Here is an 18,921-nt window from a genome sequence, read left to right as displayed (position 1 = left end):
TGCCACCCGGCAACCACGAGGGCAGCTTCCGGCAGCTCCCGGCACCGGCAACCGCGAAGGCCCCGCCCCCGTCCCCTCCAGTGCACACGCCGTACCCGGGAAATCCGGCGACGCCCGCACCGAAGCCGGGCAGACTGGCCGCCCGGGGAAGGCACGACGAGCAGCCGAGCGGGTACGGGCGGCGCGGACGTCCGAACCGCCGGCACAACAGGCCGAGCGGGCCGGACAGGGCCGAGCGGAGTCGAGCGGATCCGAGCGGCCGAGCGGGCGATCCGCGTGCCACGAAGAGCGGCACGCGGCAGGCAACACGCGAACGAAGGGGTTGCGCATGGACGATCAGCACAGCGGCCGGAGCGGGCAGGCGAAACCGCCGGCCGTACCGGCTCACCCGTCGGTCCTGGACTCCGTGGTGGTGTACGCGGAGGGTGCGGTGTGCCGCCGCCGGGCCACCGTCCCGGTTCCGCCCGGCGGGCGGCTTCGGCTGACCGGCCTGCCGGTGTCCCTGGACGGCCGTTCGCTGCGCGCCCGGGTGCTCTCCGGGCCGGCCGGCACCGCGGTCACCGAGGCCCGGCTGGAGCAGCTCGCCGAACTCCGCGCCCCCGAGGAACTCCCCGATCTCCAGCGGGAGTTGGACGAGGCGACGGAGCACCGCAGCATGCTCGCCGAGCGTCGCCGGCTGGTGCTCGCCGCGATCGCCGACACCGCCGCGCTGCGTGCCGTACCGCCGCAGCACCGGCCCGAGGAGCCGCTGCGGCGTACACCCGCGGACGCCTGGCTGGAGCTCGCCGACTTCGTCGACGAGCGGCTGGCCCGGCTCCAGCAGCGCGCCGAGGAGCTCAACCAGGAGATCGAACTCGCCGACCATGAACGGGACTTGGCCGCCGACCGACTGGACCGGGCGTCCACCGCCGTACGGGCCGAGCCGGTCGCGACCGCCGCCACCGTGCTGCTCACCCTCACCACGGCCCACCCCGAGCACCCCACCGCCACCCCCACCGCCGAACCCACCACCCTCGACCTGGAGCTGGAGCTGGAGTACGGCGTCCCCGCCGCCCGCTGGGTGCCCGCCTACCGCCTGTCGTACCGCACCGGCTCCGACTCCGGTCACCTCGTCCTGCGGGCGAGCGTCGCCCAGCGCACCGGCGAGGACTGGACGGGCGTGCGCCTCGCCCTCTCCACCGCCGACCTCGACCGCCGCACCGACCTGCCCAAGCTGGCCTCGCTGCGGATCGGCCGCAGCCAGCCCGCCCCGCCGCCCTCCGGCTGGCGCGAGCCCCCGGCCGGGCTGTCGGACCTCTTCACCGGCTACGACGCGGCCGGAGCCGACGCCCCGGCCACCCGCCGCCGGGGCGTCGGCGGGGAGCCCCGCAGGGCCGCCGTCCCGCCTGCGGTCCCGCCTCCGGTGCCGCCGGGCGCCGCCCGGCTGGCCGGGCCCGGATCGATCGGTCCCTCCCGTCTCGGCGGTGCCCGCCCGGCCGGCCCGCGCCCGGCCGGCCCGCGCCCCGAGGCCTTCGCCGCGGCGGAGGACGCCGCTCCGGCCTCCGGAGCCCCGTTCGGTGGCGGCGGCAGCCTGAGCGCCGACGAACCGGTGTCCGCGTCCCCGCCCGCCCCCGGAGCCCCGGGCGGCTTCGCCGGCTACGGCGGCCCGCCGCAGCCCGCCATCACCACCGCCCCGGTGGCCCCGCTCCCGAAGGCCCCGGGCGGCCAGGCCCCGGGCGGCGCTCCGCGCGAGGCCTTCCGGGCCCGCCGGAGCCGGCTCGCCGCCCCGCCGCAGGCCGTCGGCATGGCGCCGGACGCCACCCTGCTCGACTACCCCGACCTCGTCCTGACCGGCCCCGACGGCCCCAGCACCCGGCGCGGCACCCTGCGCCCCCGCCCCGAGCGGATCGAGCGCGAGGAGCTGGACTGGACCCTGCCGGGCGGCAACCCGGGCGAGCAGATCCGCCGCCTCGTCCTCCCCCGCCACGCCGTCCCGCCCCGCGAGTCGGCCGGCTCCTTCGACCACCGCTTCGACGCCGTCGCCCCCGCCGACATCCCGTCCGACGGCACCTGGCACACCGTCACGGTGGACGGGATCCCGCTCACCGTCCGCCCCGAGTACGTCACCGTCCCCGCCGTCGAGGAGAAGGTGTACGCGACCCTGGTGCTCGCCAACCGCACCGACCGCGCCGTGCTGGCGGGCCCGGTGGAGGTCACCGTGGACGACGAGTTCCTGCTGACGGCCGCCCTGCCGACGCTGGCGCCCGGCGGCGTGCGGCGCCTGGGCATCGGCGTCACCGAGAGCATCGAGGTGGCGCGCCGCACCGAGCTGCGCGAGTCCGCCACGGGCATGCTGAAGGGCAACAGCACCGTGCTCGACCACCGGGTGCACGTCCGGCTCGCGAACCGGCTCGGCCGTGCCGTCACGGTGGAGGTCCGCGAACGCGTACCGGTCACCTCCGACGCCGAGATCCGGATCGAGGAGCGGGCCGACTGGCAGGCCCCGACCGTCTCCACGCCGGAGTGCCCGCCCAGCACCCGGCTCTGGCGGGTCGACCTGCCGCCGGGCGGCCGGACCGAGCTGGACGGCGGCTACCTGATCAAGATCCCGGCGGGTAAGGCCGTCGTCGGCGGAAACCGGAGGAACTGACCATGACCGGAGACATGACCGGGCCCGCATCCGCACCGGGGACCGCAGCCGCAGCCACAGCCACGACCACACCCACCACCGGAGACCGGACCGGGACCACCACGGCCCTCCCCGTCACCGCCGTCACCTGCCTGGAGGACCGCAGCCAGGTCGAGCGCACGACGACGGTCGGACTCACCGCGGGTGTCCAGCGGCTGCGCCTCGGCCCGCTCACCGCCCTCGCGGTCGACCGCACCCTGCGCGCCGAGTCCGCCACCCCCGGGGTCCGCGTGCTGGACGCCCGGCTGGTGCGCTCCTGGGCCCCGCGCGCCCCGCTGCCGCCCGGCCCGGACGACTCCGGGCTGCGCCACCGGCTGCACCGGCTGGACACCGAGACCCGCCTGGCCGACCAGACCCGCGCCCGCCTGGAGGCCCGGCTGGCCCTGCTCGCCCAGCTCTCCGCCGACCTGCTGCGCGAGATCGGCGAGGGCGCCGGCGTCGGCGAGCTGGAACGCACCCGCTGGGCCCGCGAGCTGAACCGGGTGGACGCCGAGCGCGAGCGCTACGGCGAGGAGCTGCGCACCACCCACTCCCGGCTTCGCCGCCTGGAGCAGGAGCGCTCACAGGCCCTGATCGCCCTGGACCAGGCCGAGGAGGACCCGGCCGAGCTGACCGCCCACCTGGACCTGACCGTCGAGGCCGCGCAGGCCGGTCCGGCCGAACTGACCGTCTCCCACCTGGTCCCCTGCGCGCTCTGGCGCCCGTCCTACCGGGCGACCCTGGACGGCGGCGACCTGCGCCTGGAGTCGGAGGCGGTGGTCTGGCAGCGCACCGGCGAGGACTGGAGCGGCGCCCGGCTCACCTTCTCCACCGCCCGGTCCGCACTCGCCACCGACCCGCCGGCCGTGGCCGAGGACGTCCTGATGCTGCGCGAGCGCACCGACGAGGAGCGCCGCACGGTCGAGGTCGAGCTGCGCGAGGAGGCGATCAGCGAGCTCGGCCCGGGCGCCGGGGTCCCGGGCGTGGACGACGGCGGCGAGGTCCGGGTGCTGCCCGCCCCCGCCCCGGCGACCGTGCCCTCCGACGGCCGGGCGCACCGGGTGCCGCTGGGCGCCTTCACCGGGCCGGCGAGCAGCGAGTACGCCTGCGCCCCGGAGCTGTCCCCGCTGGTCACCCAGGTGGTCCGCTTCCGCAACGCGGCCGGGCACCCGCTGCTGGCCGGCCCGGTCGAGCTGGTCCGCGGCAGCGGCTTCACCGGCCGCGGCGAGCTGCGCTTCACCGCCACCGGCGCCGACGCCGAACTCTCCTTCGGCAGCTCGGACGGCTACCGGGTGGTCCGCGAGACCGAGCAGCGCCAGGCCACCGCCGGCCTCACCGGCCGGCAGACCACCACCCGCACGGTGCGGCTGCACCTGTCCCGGTTCTCCGGCCCGGAGGAGCACGACGAGCGGATCGTCACGGTGCGCGAGCGGGTGCCGGTCTCCGAGGTGTCGGCGGTCGAGGTCCGGCTGCGCAAGGAGGAGTGCTCCCCGGCGCCGGACGCCTTCGACGCCGAGGGCATCGTCCGCTGGGACGTCCCGCTCGGCCCGGGCGCCCGCCGCACCCTCACCCTGGTGTACGAGATCTCCGCCTCCGCCAAGGTGGCCGGGCTCTGAAAGCCCAGGGGCCTCAACGGCCCCGAAGGCCCCACCGACCCCAACGGCCCCGGACACCGACCGCCCGTCGATGACGACCGCTCAGCACCAAACCGGAGACAACGGGTAGAAAAGGAAACATGATCCTCCACCTCGCCCCCCTGGACGACTGGCTGGCCGACCCCGGCCGCCCGTACGCCACCGCCTCGCTGCTCACCGACGGGTTCATCCACTGCTCGGCGGACGAGCAGACGGCGCTCGCGGTGGCCAACGCCTTCTTCGCCGACACCCCCGACCCGCTGATGGTGCTGCTGATCGAGGAGTCGCTGGTGGAGCCGATGGTCAAGTGGGAGGCCCCGCACGGCGCACCGCCGCCCGGGGCCACCCCCGACGTCCTGTTCCCGCACATCTACGGGCGGCTGAACCGCTCGGCCGTGGTCGGCCTGGAGAAGGTCGAGCGCGGCCCGGACGGCCGGTGGGCCTCCCTCACCCCCTGGAGCTGACCCACCGGGCTCACCGGGCTCACCGGCGCCTACAGCCACCCCCGCTCCCGGGCCGCCATGCCGGCCTGGAAGCGGGTGGTGGCGCCCAGTGAGCGCATCAGGCTCTGCAGCCGCCGCTGGGTGGTCCGGGCGCTCCAGCCGAGCGAGCGGGCGATCGACTCGTCGGTGAGCCCGGCCGCCAGCAGGCCCAGCAGCTTGCGGTGGTCGGCCTCCGGTCCCAGGGACGCGTCCCCGGTGCCGATCGCCGCCTGCAGCTGCACGGCCCGCTCCCACTCCGCCTCGAACAGCGTGTCCAGCGCCTGGAGCAGCGCCGAGGGGTGGATCACGTAGGCGGCGTCCAGCACGCTGTCGCCGACGCTGATCGGAATGATCGCCATCCGGTCGTCCGAGATGATCATCTTCATCGGCAGCGTCGGCCGGACCCGCGCCTCCTCGCCGTCCGCGACCCCGACCAGGATGTTCTTCTCCAGCCGCCCGGGCCAGGCCACCGCCTCCCGGTCGTAGACCGTCCGGAACTTCACGCCCTCCCGCAGCCGCCGGCGCTGCAGCGCCATCGGCGCCACCGGGTCCTGGATGTACGGCGGGCGGTCGAAGCCGCGCACCTGGTACCGGCTGGTCTCGGTGATGTGCTCCAGCCGCTGGGCGATCGCCTCGCCGCCGGTCAGCACCTCCACCGAGTGCGCCGGGTCGGTGTAGCGCGAAGCCTCCCGGAAGGCGTCCATCAGCCGGTGCATCTCGGCCCGGGCCTGCCGCAGCTCGGACTCCCGGTGGCCTATCAGGGAGCCGATCGCGACGTCCGGGGCGACCGCCAGGAAGCGCTGGCGGTCCACCGGCGCCCGGGTGGCCATGCCTTGCTGGGCCAGCCGTTCCAGGGCGCGCACGCCCTGCTGGAGGGTCAGGCCGCAGGCTTCCGCCAGCTCCTCCGCGGTGGACTGCGGATGGGCCACCAGCGCCGCGTACAGCTGCCCGTCCGGCTCGGCCAGCCCCAGTGTGCCCAGGGCCTGTCCGCTGGCCCGTCCCAGTGGTGCATCGGACACGACGCCGTCTCCCCCTGTTCGCCCCTGATCCGGCCACCGGCACTCCGCACTGGCGCGGTCCCGCCACCCGGCGGGGTGGTGGCCAGGTGGCCATCCTCGGCCACGGATCATGGCACTGACAAGGCCGTGACCAGCGGTTGCGTCCCGGGTCACAGGACCCGCACACCCCGTACACCCCGCACGGCGTCGGGCCCCGCCCGGCGTCGGGCCCCGCCCGGCTACGCGCGCCGCCCGGCGAAAGGCCCGACACGGCGAAGGGCCCCCGGCCGCACCACGGCGACCGGGGGCCCTTCAACGGGACGGGCGGACGAGCACGGCCTACAGGCCGACCTCGCGCATCAGCTGGCCGACCTCCGGGTTGGTCAGGCGGCGCAGCCAGCCCGACTTCTGGTCGCCCAGGGCGATCGGGCCGAAGTGGGTGCGCACCAGCTTCTCGACCGGGAAGCCGGCCTCGGCCAGCATCCGGCGGACGATGTGCTTGCGACCCTCGTGCAGGGTCACCTCGACCAGGTAGTTCTTGCCGACGTTGGAGATGACCTTGAAGCTGTCGGCACGGGCGTAGCCGTCCTCCAGCTCCACGCCCTTGGCCAGCTGCTTGCCCAGGTCGCGCGGGATCGGGCCCTGGATGGCGGCCAGGTAGGTCTTGGTCACGCCGTAGCGCGGGTGGGTGAGGCGGTGGGCCAGCTCACCGTGGTTGGTGAGCAGGATGATGCCCTCGGTCTCGGTGTCCAGCCGGCCGACGTGGAACAGCCGGGTCTCCCGGTTGGTCACGTAGTCGCCCAGGCACTGGCGGCCGTCCGGGTCCTCCATGGTGGAGACCACGCCGGCCGGCTTGTTCAGCGCGAAGAACAGGTAGGACTGGGTGGCGACGGTCAGGCCGTCCACCTTGATCTCGTCGTTCTGCGGGTCGACCCGCTTGCCCTGCTCGGTGACGCGCTTGCCGTTGACCTCGACGCGGCCCTGCTCGATCAGCTCCTCGCAGGCGCGGCGGCTGCCGACGCCGGCCCGGGCCAGCACCTTCTGCAGACGCTCGCCCTCGGGCTCGCCGAAGGTCTTGGGCAGCTTGACGGCCGGCTTGTCGTGCCGGGCGAGGACGGCGTCCTCGATCTTGGCCTGCAGCTCGCGCGAGCGCTGCGGCTGGCGGCGCGGGTCGCCCGGGGCGGGCTGGCCCTCCCGGCGCGGACGCGGGGCCGGGCCGGGGCGCCGGCCGGAGTAGCCGCCGCGGGCCGGGGTGGCGTTGGGGCCGCCGCCGTACTCGGGGCGGTCGTACTTGCGCTCCTCGGGCCGCAGCGGGCGGTCCGGGTAGCGACGGTCGTCCCGGCGGTCGTCGCGCCGGTCGTCCCGGCGGCCGCCGTCCCGGCCGTACGAGCCGGAGCCGCCGCGCGAGCCCGCACCCGAACCCGAGCCCGAGCCGCCACGGCCGCCGCCGCCCCCGTAGGAGCCGCCGCCGTACGAACCACCGCGCGAGCCGGAGCCCGAGCCGGAGCCCGAGCCGCCGCGACCGCCTCCGCTGCCGCCGCCGTAGGAGCCGCCGCCCCGGCCCCCGCCCTGTCCGCCTCGACCGCTCCCGCCGCCGCTGCTGTTCCTGCCGTTGCCACTGCTACGCATCAAAGTGTCCGTACGTCGTTCCGTCTGGGATGTGCGGTCGTTTCGGCCGACCTCACCGCCCCCTACCGATCGGGCCCGGCCCGACCGGCCTCGCCACTGCCGTCCGCGGCCTGCGCGGCAGCGGCGGCGACCGCCTCCGCGATCATCGTGCCCTCCAGGGACTCCGCTTCCACGTCGTCGACCTCGGGCAGGAAGGGAGCGAGCTCCGGCAGCTCGTCCAGGCCGCGGAGCCCCATCCGTTCCAGGAAGTAGTTCGTCGTCCGATACAGGATCGCACCTGTTTCGGGCTCGGATCCGGCCTCTTCCACCAGTCCTCGCTGTACCAGGGTACGCATCACGCCGTCACAGTTCACACCGCGGACGGCGGAAACCCGGGATCTGGACACCGGCTGCCGGTAGGCGACCACCGCCAGGGTCTCCAGTGCGGCCTGGGTGAGCCGGGTCTGCTGGCCGTCCAGGAGGAACCGGTCGACGGCCGCGGAACAGGTCTCCCGGCTGTAGAACCGCCAGCCGCCGGCCACCAGCCGCAGGTCGAAACCGCGCCCCTGGGCGGTGTACTCGGCGGACAGCTCGCCGAGCGCGGCGGCCACCTCGGCCCGGGGCCGCTCCAGCACCCCGGCCAGCCGCTCCTCCGGCACCGGTTCGTCGACGACCATCAGGACCGCCTCCAGCTCGGCCCGGAGCACGGCGTCCGCCGGAGCGTGGGCGCCGGAAGTCGGCGGGGCCGACTTCTGGTGCACCACCCGGGCCTCCGCCCGCACCGGCTCGACCGGCCGTACGGGCTCCGCCGGGTCCACGGGCCCTACCGGCTCCACGAGCACCACCGGGTCCACGGGCACCACGGGCTCCACCGGGTCCGGCAGCAGCTCGAAGGCCGGCTCCAGCCACTCCTCGGCCCGCGGCCGCCCTGGCAGCCCCAGCGGGCGCCGGACCGGCCGGCCGCCCTCGTTCCCGCCGCTCATCGCCGCTCCTCCCGCTCCTCCGCCTCGCCCGGGGCCTCTCCCGCCGGCCGGTCGAACTCGTCCGTCACCTCGACCGCACCCCGGCCCTCCTCCGCCACCCAGCGCACCCGCAGCTCACCGAGCGCCTCCGGCTGTTCGAAGTCGAGCACCCGCTCCCGGTACAGCTCCAGCAGCGCCAGGAAGCGGGCGACCACCACCAGGGTGTCCGGGGCGTCCGCCACCAGCCGCTGGAACGAGGCCTCGCCCAGCTCGCTGAGCAGCCCGACCACCAGCCCGGCCTGCTCCCGCACGCTGACCGGCGGGGAGTGGATGTGGTCCACGTACACCACCGGCTTCGGCTTGGGCTCCATCGCCTTGGCCGCCAGCTCGGCCAGCCGCTGCGGACCGACGGTGATCACCACCTCCGGCAGCAGCTCCGCGTGCCGGGGCTCCAGCCCGACGGTCCGGGGGCGCCGCAGCAGCTCGGCGGCCCAGCGTTCGCCGAACAGCGCCGCGGCCCGCTTGTACGCCCGGTACTGCAGCAACCGTGCGAACAGCAGGTCACGGGCCTCCAGCAGGGCCAGGTCCTCCTCGTCCTCCACCTCCGCCGCGGGCAGCAGCCGGGCGGCCTTGAGGTCGAGCAGGGTGGCGGCCACCACCAGGAACTCCGTCGCCGCGTCCAGGTCCCAGTCCGGGCCCATCGCCCGGATGTGCGCCATGAACTCGTCCGTGACGGTGGCCAGCGCCACCTCGGTGACGTCCATCTTGTGCTTGGCGATCAGGCTGAGCAGCAGGTCGAAGGGGCCCTCGAAGTTGTCCAGCCGCACCCGGAAGCCGCCCCGCGACCCGTTCTCGGTCGCGTTCGCGGCGGTTTCTGCTGGTTCGGCGGTGCTCGGCATGACGGTCCATCTTCACCCGTCCCCGCCGCCCGCCCCGTCCCGGGCCCCCCGACACGCCGCCTGCTGGGCTGCGCGGCGGCCTCGCCGCCCGTCGGACCCCCGGGTACGGCCCCACCACCCCGGGAACGGCCCTCCAGCGCCCGTCACGGCCCGACCTCCCGCCCGAGGGCCCGGGACCCACCCGGATCGACGATCGGCCCCACAACGGCCGACAACGCGCCTCGCCCGAGATGCCCCCTCATGAGCGCGGCTCATACCCCTCGACCCGGGGCGGCCACCCCATGAGTTCACCTCATGACCCTCGGTACCGGACCCCACGGCCCGCGCCCCGGGGCGACGCCCCCATGAGCGCGGCTCATACCCCTCGACCCGCGGCGGGGCCCTCATGAGTCCACCTCATGAGCTCGCCTCATGAGCCGCCCATGAGCTCACCTCATGAGCGAACCCATGAGCCCGCCTCATGTCCGTCTGCACCCGAGCGCCCACCGGCCGGTCCACCGGCCACCCGCCGGCTCCCCCGGACGCCGGGCCCGAAGGCCTCACGACGCCCCTGCCGGGCTCCCCCGGCCGTCTTCCGACCGCCTGGCCACACCCGGCCGCCTCACCCCGCCCGGCAGCCTCACCCCGCCCGGCAGCCCCGGCAGTCCACCCACCCGGCGAACCACCCGGCGGTCCAGCCGCCGACCGTCCTACCGTCCGCGCAGGCGCCGGACCAGGATGGAGGCCTCGCCCCGCTGCTCCAGGTCCGCCAGGACGACCGCGATGGCCTCCCGGACGATCCGGCCGCGGTCCACGGCCAGGCCGTGCTCGCCGCGCAGCACCAGCCGGGTGTGCTCCAGGTCCATGAGCTCCTCGGCGGACACGTACACGGTGATCTTCTCGTCGTGCCGCTCGCGCCCGCTGGGCCGGCGCGGCGCGCGGCCGCGCGGCCGGGCGCGCCCGGCGGCACCGGCCTGCTCCTCGGCGGCGCCGGCGTGCGTCCGGGCCGCCGGCGCGGTGGCGGCGCCCCGGCCGGCGGGCACGGTCTGGGCCCCGCCCGGCCGCTGGACGGGCGGCTGCGCGGGCGCCGGCACGGCGGCGGTCCCCTGCTGCTCCGACGTCAGCTGCCGGTCGTCCTGGGCGCTCTGGGCGGACTCGGCACCCTCGGCGCCGTCCGAGCCGTTGACGGCCCGCGAGGTCTCCGGTCTGGATGCCTCGGCGGCCGGACGCGACGCGAGGGAGGGCGACAGCGCCATCCCTCCCGTGGTCCGGAACAGCTCGTCGGCACCCGGGAGACTCACTCGGCGGGGCGGCACCGGTCGAGCACCTCCCTGGCGAGCTGGCGGTAGGCGGCGGCGCCGACCGAGTTGGTCGCGTACGTGGTGATGGGCTCGCCGGCGACGGTGGTCTCCGGGAAGCGCACGGTACGGCCGATGACGGTGTGGAAGACGTGCTCGCCGAACGCCTCGACGACCCGTGCGAGCACCTCGCGGCTGTGCACGGTGCGCGAGTCGTACATGGTCGCGAGGATGCCGTCCAGGCGCAGCTCGGGGTTGAGCCGCTCGCACACCTTCTCGATGGTCTCGGTCAGCAGAGCGACACCGCGCAGCGCGAAGAACTCGCACTCCAGCGGCACGATCACGCTGTGAGCGGCCGTCAGCGCATTGACCGTCAGCAGGCCCAGCGAGGGCTGGCAGTCGATGATGACGTAGTCGTAGTCGGGCAGCAGCGGCTTCAGGGCGCGCGCCAGCGCGGACTCCCGGGCCACCTCGCTGACCAGCTGCACCTCGGCGGCGGAGAGGTCGATGTTGGACGGCAGCAGGTCCATCCCGGGGACGGCCGTCTTGAGGAGCACCTCATCGGCCGTCAGCCCCCGCTCCATGAGCAGGTTGTAGACGGTGACGTCGAGCTCCATCGGGTTGACGCCGAGGCCGACCGAGAGCGCGCCCTGCGGGTCGAAGTCGACGAGCAGCACCCGGCGGCCGTACTCGGCCAGCGCCGCGCCCAGGTTGATGGTCGACGTGGTCTTGCCGACGCCGCCCTTCTGGTTGCACATGGCGATGATCTGGGCGGGGCCGTGCTCGGCGACCGGCGCGGGGATCGGGAAGTACGGCAGCGGACGGCCGGTCGGGCCGACCCGCTCGCGGCGCTGGCGCGCGGCGTCGGGGGCCAGCGTGGCGGCGTACTCCGGGTCCGGCTCGTACTCGGCGTCCGGGTCGTCGTAGGCGCCGTAGGCGAACTCGCCGTAGGCCAGGCCGTAGGCCGCCAAGTCGGCGTCGTGATCGGTCACCGTGGTCACCTGTGCTGTGTTCTGGCGTGCTTCGAAGGTGCGGAGCGCGACCGAGCCGACCTCGGCCGAACCCACGGAGGGCTGCCGGGCCCCGGGCTCCACACTCGGCTGGCCGGCGATGTGCTCCGCCAGTCCTGGCTGACCACCCCCGGGAGCAATTGTCGACTCATTCACAAGTCGTCTTACCTCCTTGGGCATCCAGGACTCTATGTCGATTCGTCAGCGTGGCAGCATGCCGACGGTTTGCGACTCTAGGCCGTTCAAGGCGTTCGCAGCAACACAATCCACGGTAGTCGGCAGGATGTGTCGACTATCAGGCGGGCTGCTGTCAAGGGTTGAGTGGGTCGCTGACCCCATCGTTTCCGCGGGCGGGTGACGTGACCGACCGGAATTGACGACAGAGCGACCAACCCGGTCCGCCCGCCGTTCACGGGCACGGCGAAGCCCCCGGCCCGAAGCAATCGGGTCGGGGGCGAACGAGCGCCGTGGCGGAAGACCGCCGGGCGGTCAGGGGGTTCAGGCGAGCACGCTCTCCAGGGAGACCGACTCCAGGCCGAAGGCCTCGGCGACGGCCGGGAAGGTGATCTGGCCCTCGTGCACGTTCAGGCCCTTGGCGAGCGCGGCGTCGCGGCGCAGCGCCTCCTTCCAACCACGGTTCGCCAGCTCGATGACGTACGGCAGCGTGGCGTTGGTCAGCGCGTAGGTGGAGGTGTTCGGGACGGCGCCCGGCATGTTGGCCACGCAGTAGAAGACCGAGTCGTGGACCTGGAAGGTCGGGTCGTCGTGCGTGGTCGGGCGCGAGTCCTCGAAGCAGCCGCCCTGGTCGATGGCGATGTCGACGAGCACGGAGCCCGGCTTCATGCGGGAGACCAGCTCGTTGGTGACGAGCTTCGGGGCCTTGGCGCCCGGGATCAGCACGGCGCCGATGACCAGGTCGGCCTCGAGGACGGCCTTCTCCAGCTCGAAGGAGTTGGACATGATGGCCTTGATCTTCGTGCCGAAGATGCGGTCGGCCTCGCGCAGCTTGTTGATGTCGCGGTCGAGCAGGGTCACGTCGTAGCCCATGCCGATGGCGATGGTGGCCGCGTGCCAGCCGGAGACGCCACCGCCGATGACGACGGCCTTGGCCGGGTGGGTGCCGGGCACGCCGCCGGGCAGCACGCCGCGGCCGCCGGCCGGACGCATCAGGTGGTACGAGCCGACCTGCGGGGCCAGGCGGCCCGCGACCTCGGACATCGGGGCGAGCAGCGGCAGCGCGCCGTTGCCCAGCTGGACGGTCTCGTAGGCGATGGCGGTGGTGCCCGAGGCGATCAGCGCGTCGGTGCCGGCCCGGTCGGCCGCCAGGTGCAGGTACGTGAAGACGGTCTGGCCCTTGCGCAGCCGGTGGTACTCGGAGGCGATGGGCTCCTTGACCTTCAGCAGCAGGTCGGCGGTGGCCCACACCTCGTCGGCGGTGGGGAGGATGGTGGCGCCGGCGGCCACGTACTCCTCGTTCGGGATCGAGGAGCCGAGACCGGCGTTGTCCTCGATGTAGACCTCGTGTCCGTTGCGGACCAGCTCATGCACGCCGGCGGGCGTGATGGCCACGCGGTACTCGTGGTTCTTGACCTCGCGGGGGATGCCGACCTTCACGACTGAACACGTCCTCTTGCCATGGGGGTCCCGACCGGAGAAGACCGGTGGGCGACGCGCACGTGGGGAAGCCTCCGGGCAGCCCGGGGCGGGATCGCTGCGCGACTACGTCCGAGTGTAATGAAGCCCAGTCGGCGTGTCAGCCTTCCAAAGTGAATAAATTTCCCGCACACATTGGCAGGTTCGTAGGCTTCCCTCGCGACTTACCCACCAAAGACGTCGTAACCGGGCATCTTCGACAATACCTCCGAAACGCCCGTCACCACCCGGCGTCGACGCGTTCCCGCAGGTCCGCGAGGGCCGCGCCGACGGTCTCCCGGCCGCGCTCGTCGCCGATCCTGCGCAGCACCGCGAGGGCCGCCCGGTACTCGCGGTCCGCCTCGTCGAAGCGGCGCTGGGCGGTGTGCGCCTCGGCCACCCGGGCCAGCAGCCGGGCCTCGGCCGCGTGGTCCCCGAGGGACTGCCGCAGCCCGAGCGCCCGCCCGTACCAATCGGCGGCGCGCACCGCGTCGCCGAGCGCCCGGTGGCAGCCGGCCGCGCCCTCCAGGGCGCGCGCGCAGAGCGGCTCGTCGTCCGCCGTCCGGGCATGCTCCAGGGCGGCCCGGTAGTGCGCGGCGGCCTGCTCCCAGCGGCCGGCCGAGACCTGCAGGTCGCCCAGGTTGAGCAGGGCGGCCGAAGCCCGGCGCGGCCGGCGGTTGCGCTCGGCGACGGTGAGCACCAGCTCGTGCAGCCGGTAGAGGTCCGCGGGGGCGGCGGCACCGGTCAGCGGCAGCGCCCGCAGCAGCGCGGTGACCAGCCGCCCGGCCGAACCGTCCAGGTCGCCCTGGCCGATCGCGTCGGCCACCGCGCCCAGCAGCAGCTCCCGCTCGCCGAGCAGCCACGCGCGGGCGTGTTCGGCCGAGCGCAGCCGCAACGCGGCCGGCAGCGCCTCGGGGGCCGGACCGCCCTCGGGGTCGAGCAGGGCGCGGGCGGACTCGGTGAGCCGGACCAGCCGCTCCAGCAGCCGGGCCCGGGCCAGTTCGGTCTCGGCGGGCCGGTCCTCCTGCTCGCGCAGCCGGACCAGCCGGGGGTAGAGCCGCCCGGGCACCCGGTAGCGCGGGGTGCCGTCGGCGGCCGGCGCCTCCTCGCCGAGCAGCTCCCGCTCGGCGAGGGCCGCCAGCGTCGCCGCCGCGTCCGGCACCGGGCAGCCGACCAGGGCGGAGGCGGTGCGCGGATCGGCGGTCTGCGCGGGGGCCAGGGTGAGGGTGCGCAGCATCCGCGCCTGGGCGGCCGGCAGCCCCCGGTACAGGAGGGTGAACGCCCCGAGCAGCGGGTCGTTGTCGGGGACGGGCACCGGCTCGGCCGGCTCCGGGCCCGGCTTCACCCAGGCCGCCGGATCGCCCGCCGACGCGACCTCGGGAGCGGCCGCGCCCTCCCCCTTCTTCTTGGACGCCTTCCCGGGCTCGTTCCCCGACGACCGGCCCGCCGGTTTCCCCGACGGAGCCGCCTGCCCCGCCCCCGCCGTCCCGGCCGCGCCCGTCCTCGCCGAGCCCTTCTCGGAAGCCTTCGCCGAGCCCTTCGCGGACCCCTTCGCCGAGCCCGGCTCCGCCCCGTTCGTCACACCGCCCGTACCACCCGCACCACCCGTGGCGTCCGGGACGGACCCGGCGCCGGCGGCCGGGTCCTCCCCCACCACCCGCTGGAGCTCGCGCGCCGCGTCGGTGACCGCGGTCTTGGCGCTCCCCCGCAGCCACCCCGCCATCAGCCGCAGCGCGGCGGGCCGGGCGGCGCAGGCCTCGGCCAGGTCGGCCGCGCCGACCGGGTCGCAGGAGACCCGGGTGCCGCCGACCAGGTCGGCCAGCAGTTCGCCGGAGGCGGTCCGGTCCAGGCCGCCCAGGATCACCGGGTCGATGTCCTCGATCCCGGTGAGCGGCCCGGCGGTGGTGGCCAGCACCAGGCAGCCGGGTTCGTCGGCGAGCAGCGGCCACACCTGCCCGGCGTCCCGCACGTCGTCCAGGACGAGCAGGACCCGCAGTCCGGCCAGGGCCTCGCGCAGCGCCACGCAGCCCGGCTCGTCGCGCCCGTCCTCGACCGCGCCGGGCAGCGGCACGGCCGCCTCCGGGTCGAGCTGCTCCAGCAGCAGCCGGGCGGCCCGCGCGGGCGGCACCCGGCCGCCGTCGGGGGCGGACAGCCGGGCGAACAGCACGCCGTCCGGGTAGTCGGCGGCGACGGTACGGGCGAAGCGCGCGGCCAGCGCGGTCCGGCCGGAGCCGGGGCGCCCGGCCAGCACCAGGACCGGGCAGCGGCCGCTGGCCGGACGGGCGGCGGCCGCCCGCAGTGCGGCGAGTTCGGCGCGCCGTCCGACGAAGAGCGTGGGCCCGGCCGGCAGCCGCTCCAGTCCCGGGACGGCCCCGGCGGGCGCGTCGGGGCCGGGGTCCGTCGTCGCCGTCTTCCTCGCCACCCGTGCCACTCCCGACGTCATCCCGCGCTCGGCATCCGGCGCTCGGCGTTCCGCGCTCGGTATCCCGCGCTCGGCACCCGGCGCTCGGCACCCGGACGAGGCGTCCGGTGCTCAGCGGGGGCGCCGTGGACGGGCGCCCTGTCTGCGAAGCGTAGTTCGACCGCCCGGTTCAGCCGAGGTGACATCCGGTCGTACGAACCGTCGAATCACCCGGGCGAATCAACCGGGTCACCCGCCCGCGCCCCGAACGGCCGGGCCGCCGGCTCCCGGGCGCCCTCTCGACGACCGCCCCCACCGACCCGGGCCCGCAGCCGCAGCCCCGCCGGCCGGGCCCGGCCCGCCCCGCTCAGGCCTCGAAGGGCCGGGCCGGCCAGGGCGAGTCCGCCGGGCGCAGCGCGTCCAGCCCGTCCGGGCCGGTGAGCGCGGCGTGCACGGCGAGGGTGCCGGTGACCAGGGTGGGGTTGTGCAGGTGCCCGGCCTGGATCAGCCGGATCAGTTCGGGCACCGGCACCCAGGCGACCTCGATCTCCTGCTCCTCGCCCTCGGCCGCGTAGCGCTCGCCCTCGGCCGGCGACAGGCCGGTGGCGAGGAACATCCGCAGCGCCTCGTCGGTGCCGCCCGGGGAGGTGTAGTAGTCGGCGAGGATCCGCCAGGTGTCGGCCTTGCAGTGCGCCTCCTCGTACAGCTCGCGCTGGGCGGCGTGCCACGGGTTCTCGCCGGGGACGTCGAGCAGGCCGGCCGGCAGCTCCCAGAGCCGCTGGCGCACGGGGTGGCGGTACTGGCGCAGGATCAGCACCCGCTGCCGGTCGTCGAGGGCGAGCACCGAGACCGAGCCGGGGTGGGTCTGGTAGTCGCGGCGGGCCCAGCTGCCGTCGGGCATCCGGACCTCCTCGCTGCGCACGCCGGTGACCTTGCCCTGGAACGGTGTTCCGGTCGCCCGGACCTCCCACTCCTCGGCCACGTCGGTGATCAGCAGGTCGCTCTGCTCGTCCATCGCTCTCCCCTTTTCGTCAGTACGACACAATCTAACGCCGAACGGCGGCCCCGCGGGAATCGCGGGGCCGCCGTCCGGTGAACGACCGAGGCCGAGGAGGCGACCCGGGCCGAGGCGCGGAGACCTACTCGGAGACCGCGGTCTTGATCTCGATGGCGGCCTTGACCAGGCCCGCGAACAGCGGGTGCGGGCGGGTCGGGCGGGACTTCAGCTCCGGGTGGGCCTGGGTGGCCACCAGGTAGGGGTGCACCTCGCGCGGGTACTCGACGTACTCGACCAGGTCGCCCTTCGGGGAGAGGCCGGAGAACTGCAGGCCGGTCTTCTCCAGGTCCGCGCGGTAGGCGTTGTTGACCTCGTAGCGGTGGCGGTGGCGCTCCTCGACGTACTGCTCGCCGCCGTAGACCTCACGGACGATCGAGCCCTCGGCGAGCTTGGCCGGGTAGAGGCCCAGGCGCATGGTGCCGCCCAGGTCGCCCTTGCCGTCGACGATGGCCAGCTGCTCGGCCATGGTGGAGACGACCGGGTGCTTGGCGGCGGCGTCGAACTCGGTGGAGTTGGCCTCGGGCAGGCCGGCCAGGTTGCGGGCGGCCTCGATGACGACGCACTGCAGGCCCAGGCACAGGCCCAGCAGCGGGACCTTGTTCTCGCGGGCGAAGGTGATGGCGCCGACCTTGCCGTTGACGCCGCGGTCGCCGAAGCCGCCGGGGATGCAGATCGCGTCCACGTCGCCGAGCTGCTCACGGGCGCCCTCGGGCGTCTCGCAGTCGTCCGAGGTGACCCACTTGATCTCGACCCGGGCGTTGTTGGCGAAGCCGCCGGCGCGCAGCGCCTCGGTCACCGACAGGTAGGCGTCGGGCAGGTCGATGTACTTGCCGACCAGGGCGACCTTGACGATGTGCTGCGGCTCGTGGACGCGGCGCAGCAGGTCGTCCCAGGTGGTCCAGTCCACGTCGCGGAACGGCAGGTCCAGGCGGCGCACCACGTAGGCGTCCAGGCCCTCGCCGTGCAGCACCTTCGGGATGTCGTAGATCGACTTGGCGTCGATGGCCGCGACCACGGCCTCCTCGTCCACGTCGCACATCAGCGAGATCTTGCGCTTGATCGCCTGCGGGACCTCGCGGTCGGCGCGCAGCACGATGGCGTCCGGCTGGATGCCGATGTTGCGCAGCGCGGCGACGGAGTGCTGGGTGGGCTTGGTCTTCAGCTCGCCCGAGGGGCCGATGTACGGCAGCAGGGAGACGTGCACGAAGAAGACGTTGTCCCGGCCGACCTCGTGGCGGACCTGGCGGACGGCCTCCAGGAACGGCAGCGACTCGATGTCGCCGACGGTCCCGCCGACCTCGGTGATCACCACGTCGACGTCCTCGGTCGCCATCCGGCGGATCCGGGACTTGATCTCGTTGGTGATGTGCGGGATGACCTGGACGGTGTCGCCCAGGTACTCGCCGCGGCGCTCCTTGGCGATGACGGTCGAGTACACCTGGCCGGTGGTGACGTTCGCCGAGCCGTGCAGGTTGGTGTCGAGGAACCGCTCGTAGTGGCCGATGTCCAGGTCGGTCTCGGCGCCGTCGTCGGTGACGAACACCTCACCGTGCTGGAACGGGTTCATGGTGCCCGGGTCCACGTTGAGGTACGGGTCGAGCTTCTGCATCGTCACGCGCAGGCCGCGGGCCTTGAGCAGGGCGCCGAGGCTGGAGGCGGTGAGCCCCTTGCCGAGCGAAGAGGCGACACCCCCGGTGACGAAGAGGTGCTTGGTCGTCACGGCGCGGCCGTTCGCTGCCTTGCCGGAATGGGGCTGTGCCAAGAGGGGGCTCCCGTGGGTCGCTTGTCGAAGGTGACGTGGGCGGGAGGCTCGGGGTTCGCCGGGCGGCGTGGGCGGGTGGGGTGCACCTCGCTCGATGGGTCGCCGGTTCGGCTGGTCCGGGGCGTTTTGATCCCGCCGGTCCACGGGATACCAGGGTAACAGTGACGCGACGGGGACGCCGTACGGGCCGCGCGCGCCACTCCAGGGGCGCGCGCCCGGCGCACCACCGGCGCACCATCCGCCGCACCCGTCCCACCGGTCGCACGACCCGCCGGACCGGGCCAGCCCGGGGTTTCCGTCCGGGCCATCCGGGCTCCTCCGTAACGACCACCCGGAGGTGATCCTTCCGGACCATCCTTCGCCGCGCCTCCGCGATGCACGGCATTTCCGCCGAATTGCGGCGCCACACCGGGCTGCGCCCGCGTGCTTCGCCCCTTTCGTCCGTCGTAAGCTGCTCGGACGCATCGCCGACAGCACGAGCACGCGGAGGGCGTGGGAGGTCAGGACACTCCCGGTCCCCGATGCGCGACCGGACCTCCCCGTATTCCAGCT

Annotated in this window: 13 protein-coding genes; 3 read left to right on the top strand and 10 right to left on the bottom strand. The window is 74.7% G+C overall.

What is annotated here, in order from left to right:
* The first annotated feature begins 328 nt into the window (after window positions 1-328).
* The 3 genes from IE332_RS37285 (at window position 329) to IE332_RS37275 (ending at window position 4,745) form a co-directional block, all read left to right on the top strand.
* Window positions 329-2,629 carry a DUF4139 domain-containing protein gene (locus IE332_RS37285; protein WP_189925517.1) on the top strand — a complete coding sequence of 767 codons (2,301 nt, stop codon included), beginning with the start codon at window positions 329-331 and terminating at the stop codon, window positions 2,627-2,629.
* Between the two features lie 2 nt (window positions 2,630-2,631).
* Window positions 2,632-4,263: a DUF4139 domain-containing protein gene (locus IE332_RS37280; RefSeq protein WP_229929219.1), complete on the top strand. Its 1,632-nt coding sequence runs from the start codon at window positions 2,632-2,634 to the stop codon at window positions 4,261-4,263.
* A gap of 119 nt (window positions 4,264-4,382) precedes the next feature.
* On the top strand, window positions 4,383-4,745 hold the full coding sequence (locus tag IE332_RS37275) for a DUF952 domain-containing protein (RefSeq protein WP_097235696.1): 363 nt from the start codon (window positions 4,383-4,385) through the stop codon (window positions 4,743-4,745).
* A 29-nt stretch (window positions 4,746-4,774) separates the two neighbouring features.
* Here the strand turns inward: IE332_RS37275 and IE332_RS37270 are convergent, their stop codons facing one another.
* The 10 genes from IE332_RS37270 to pyrG all read right to left on the bottom strand — a co-directional run bounded on the left by IE332_RS37270 (window position 4,775) and on the right by pyrG (window position 18,369).
* Complete coding sequence (locus IE332_RS37270) at window positions 4,775-5,782, bottom strand: helix-turn-helix domain-containing protein (RefSeq protein ID WP_189925515.1); 1,008 nt, start codon at window positions 5,780-5,782, stop codon at window positions 4,775-4,777.
* Window positions 5,783-6,100: 318 nt separating this feature from the next.
* Window positions 6,101-7,390, bottom strand: a complete 1,290-nt coding sequence (locus IE332_RS37265; RefSeq protein WP_189925513.1) for a pseudouridine synthase — start codon at window positions 7,388-7,390, stop codon at window positions 6,101-6,103.
* Between the two features lie 62 nt (window positions 7,391-7,452).
* A complete protein-coding gene (gene scpB / locus IE332_RS37260; RefSeq protein ID WP_229929222.1) occupies window positions 7,453-8,046 on the bottom strand; it encodes an SMC-Scp complex subunit ScpB in 594 nt (197 codons plus the stop codon).
* Between the two features lie 302 nt (window positions 8,047-8,348).
* Window positions 8,349-9,230 (bottom strand): segregation and condensation protein A, encoded by an 882-nt coding sequence (locus tag IE332_RS37255; RefSeq protein ID WP_189925511.1) that lies wholly within the window; start codon window positions 9,228-9,230, stop codon window positions 8,349-8,351.
* 689 nt (window positions 9,231-9,919) lie between these two features.
* The gene (locus tag IE332_RS37250; protein WP_189925502.1) at window positions 9,920-10,465 is read right to left on the bottom strand and encodes a hypothetical protein; all 546 of its coding nucleotides are present in this window, start codon (window positions 10,463-10,465) and stop codon (window positions 9,920-9,922) included.
* Window positions 10,466-10,506: 41 nt separating this feature from the next.
* Window positions 10,507-11,574 carry a ParA family protein gene (locus IE332_RS37245; protein WP_030245868.1) on the bottom strand — a complete coding sequence of 356 codons (1,068 nt, stop codon included), beginning with the start codon at window positions 11,572-11,574 and terminating at the stop codon, window positions 10,507-10,509.
* 441 nt (window positions 11,575-12,015) lie between these two features.
* Window positions 12,016-13,131, bottom strand: a complete 1,116-nt coding sequence (gene ald, locus IE332_RS37240; protein WP_189925500.1) for an alanine dehydrogenase — start codon at window positions 13,129-13,131, stop codon at window positions 12,016-12,018.
* 259 nt (window positions 13,132-13,390) lie between these two features.
* Complete coding sequence (locus tag IE332_RS37235) at window positions 13,391-15,571, bottom strand: tetratricopeptide repeat protein (protein ID WP_189925498.1); 2,181 nt, start codon at window positions 15,569-15,571, stop codon at window positions 13,391-13,393.
* A gap of 346 nt (window positions 15,572-15,917) precedes the next feature.
* The gene (locus IE332_RS37230) at window positions 15,918-16,565 is read right to left on the bottom strand and encodes an NUDIX domain-containing protein (protein ID WP_189925496.1); all 648 of its coding nucleotides are present in this window, start codon (window positions 16,563-16,565) and stop codon (window positions 15,918-15,920) included.
* Window positions 16,566-16,689: 124 nt separating this feature from the next.
* Window positions 16,690-18,369, bottom strand: a complete 1,680-nt coding sequence (pyrG, locus tag IE332_RS37225) for a CTP synthase (protein WP_373313945.1) — start codon at window positions 18,367-18,369, stop codon at window positions 16,690-16,692.
* Window positions 18,370-18,921 lie beyond the last annotated feature (552 nt).

Source organism: Kitasatospora xanthocidica (assembly GCF_014656195.1).
GTDB classification, from domain to species: Bacteria; Actinomycetota; Actinomycetes; order Streptomycetales; family Streptomycetaceae; genus Kitasatospora; species Kitasatospora xanthocidica.
Note: the sequence above shows the minus strand (reverse complement) of the source record. Positions and strands in the feature narration are given on the sequence as shown.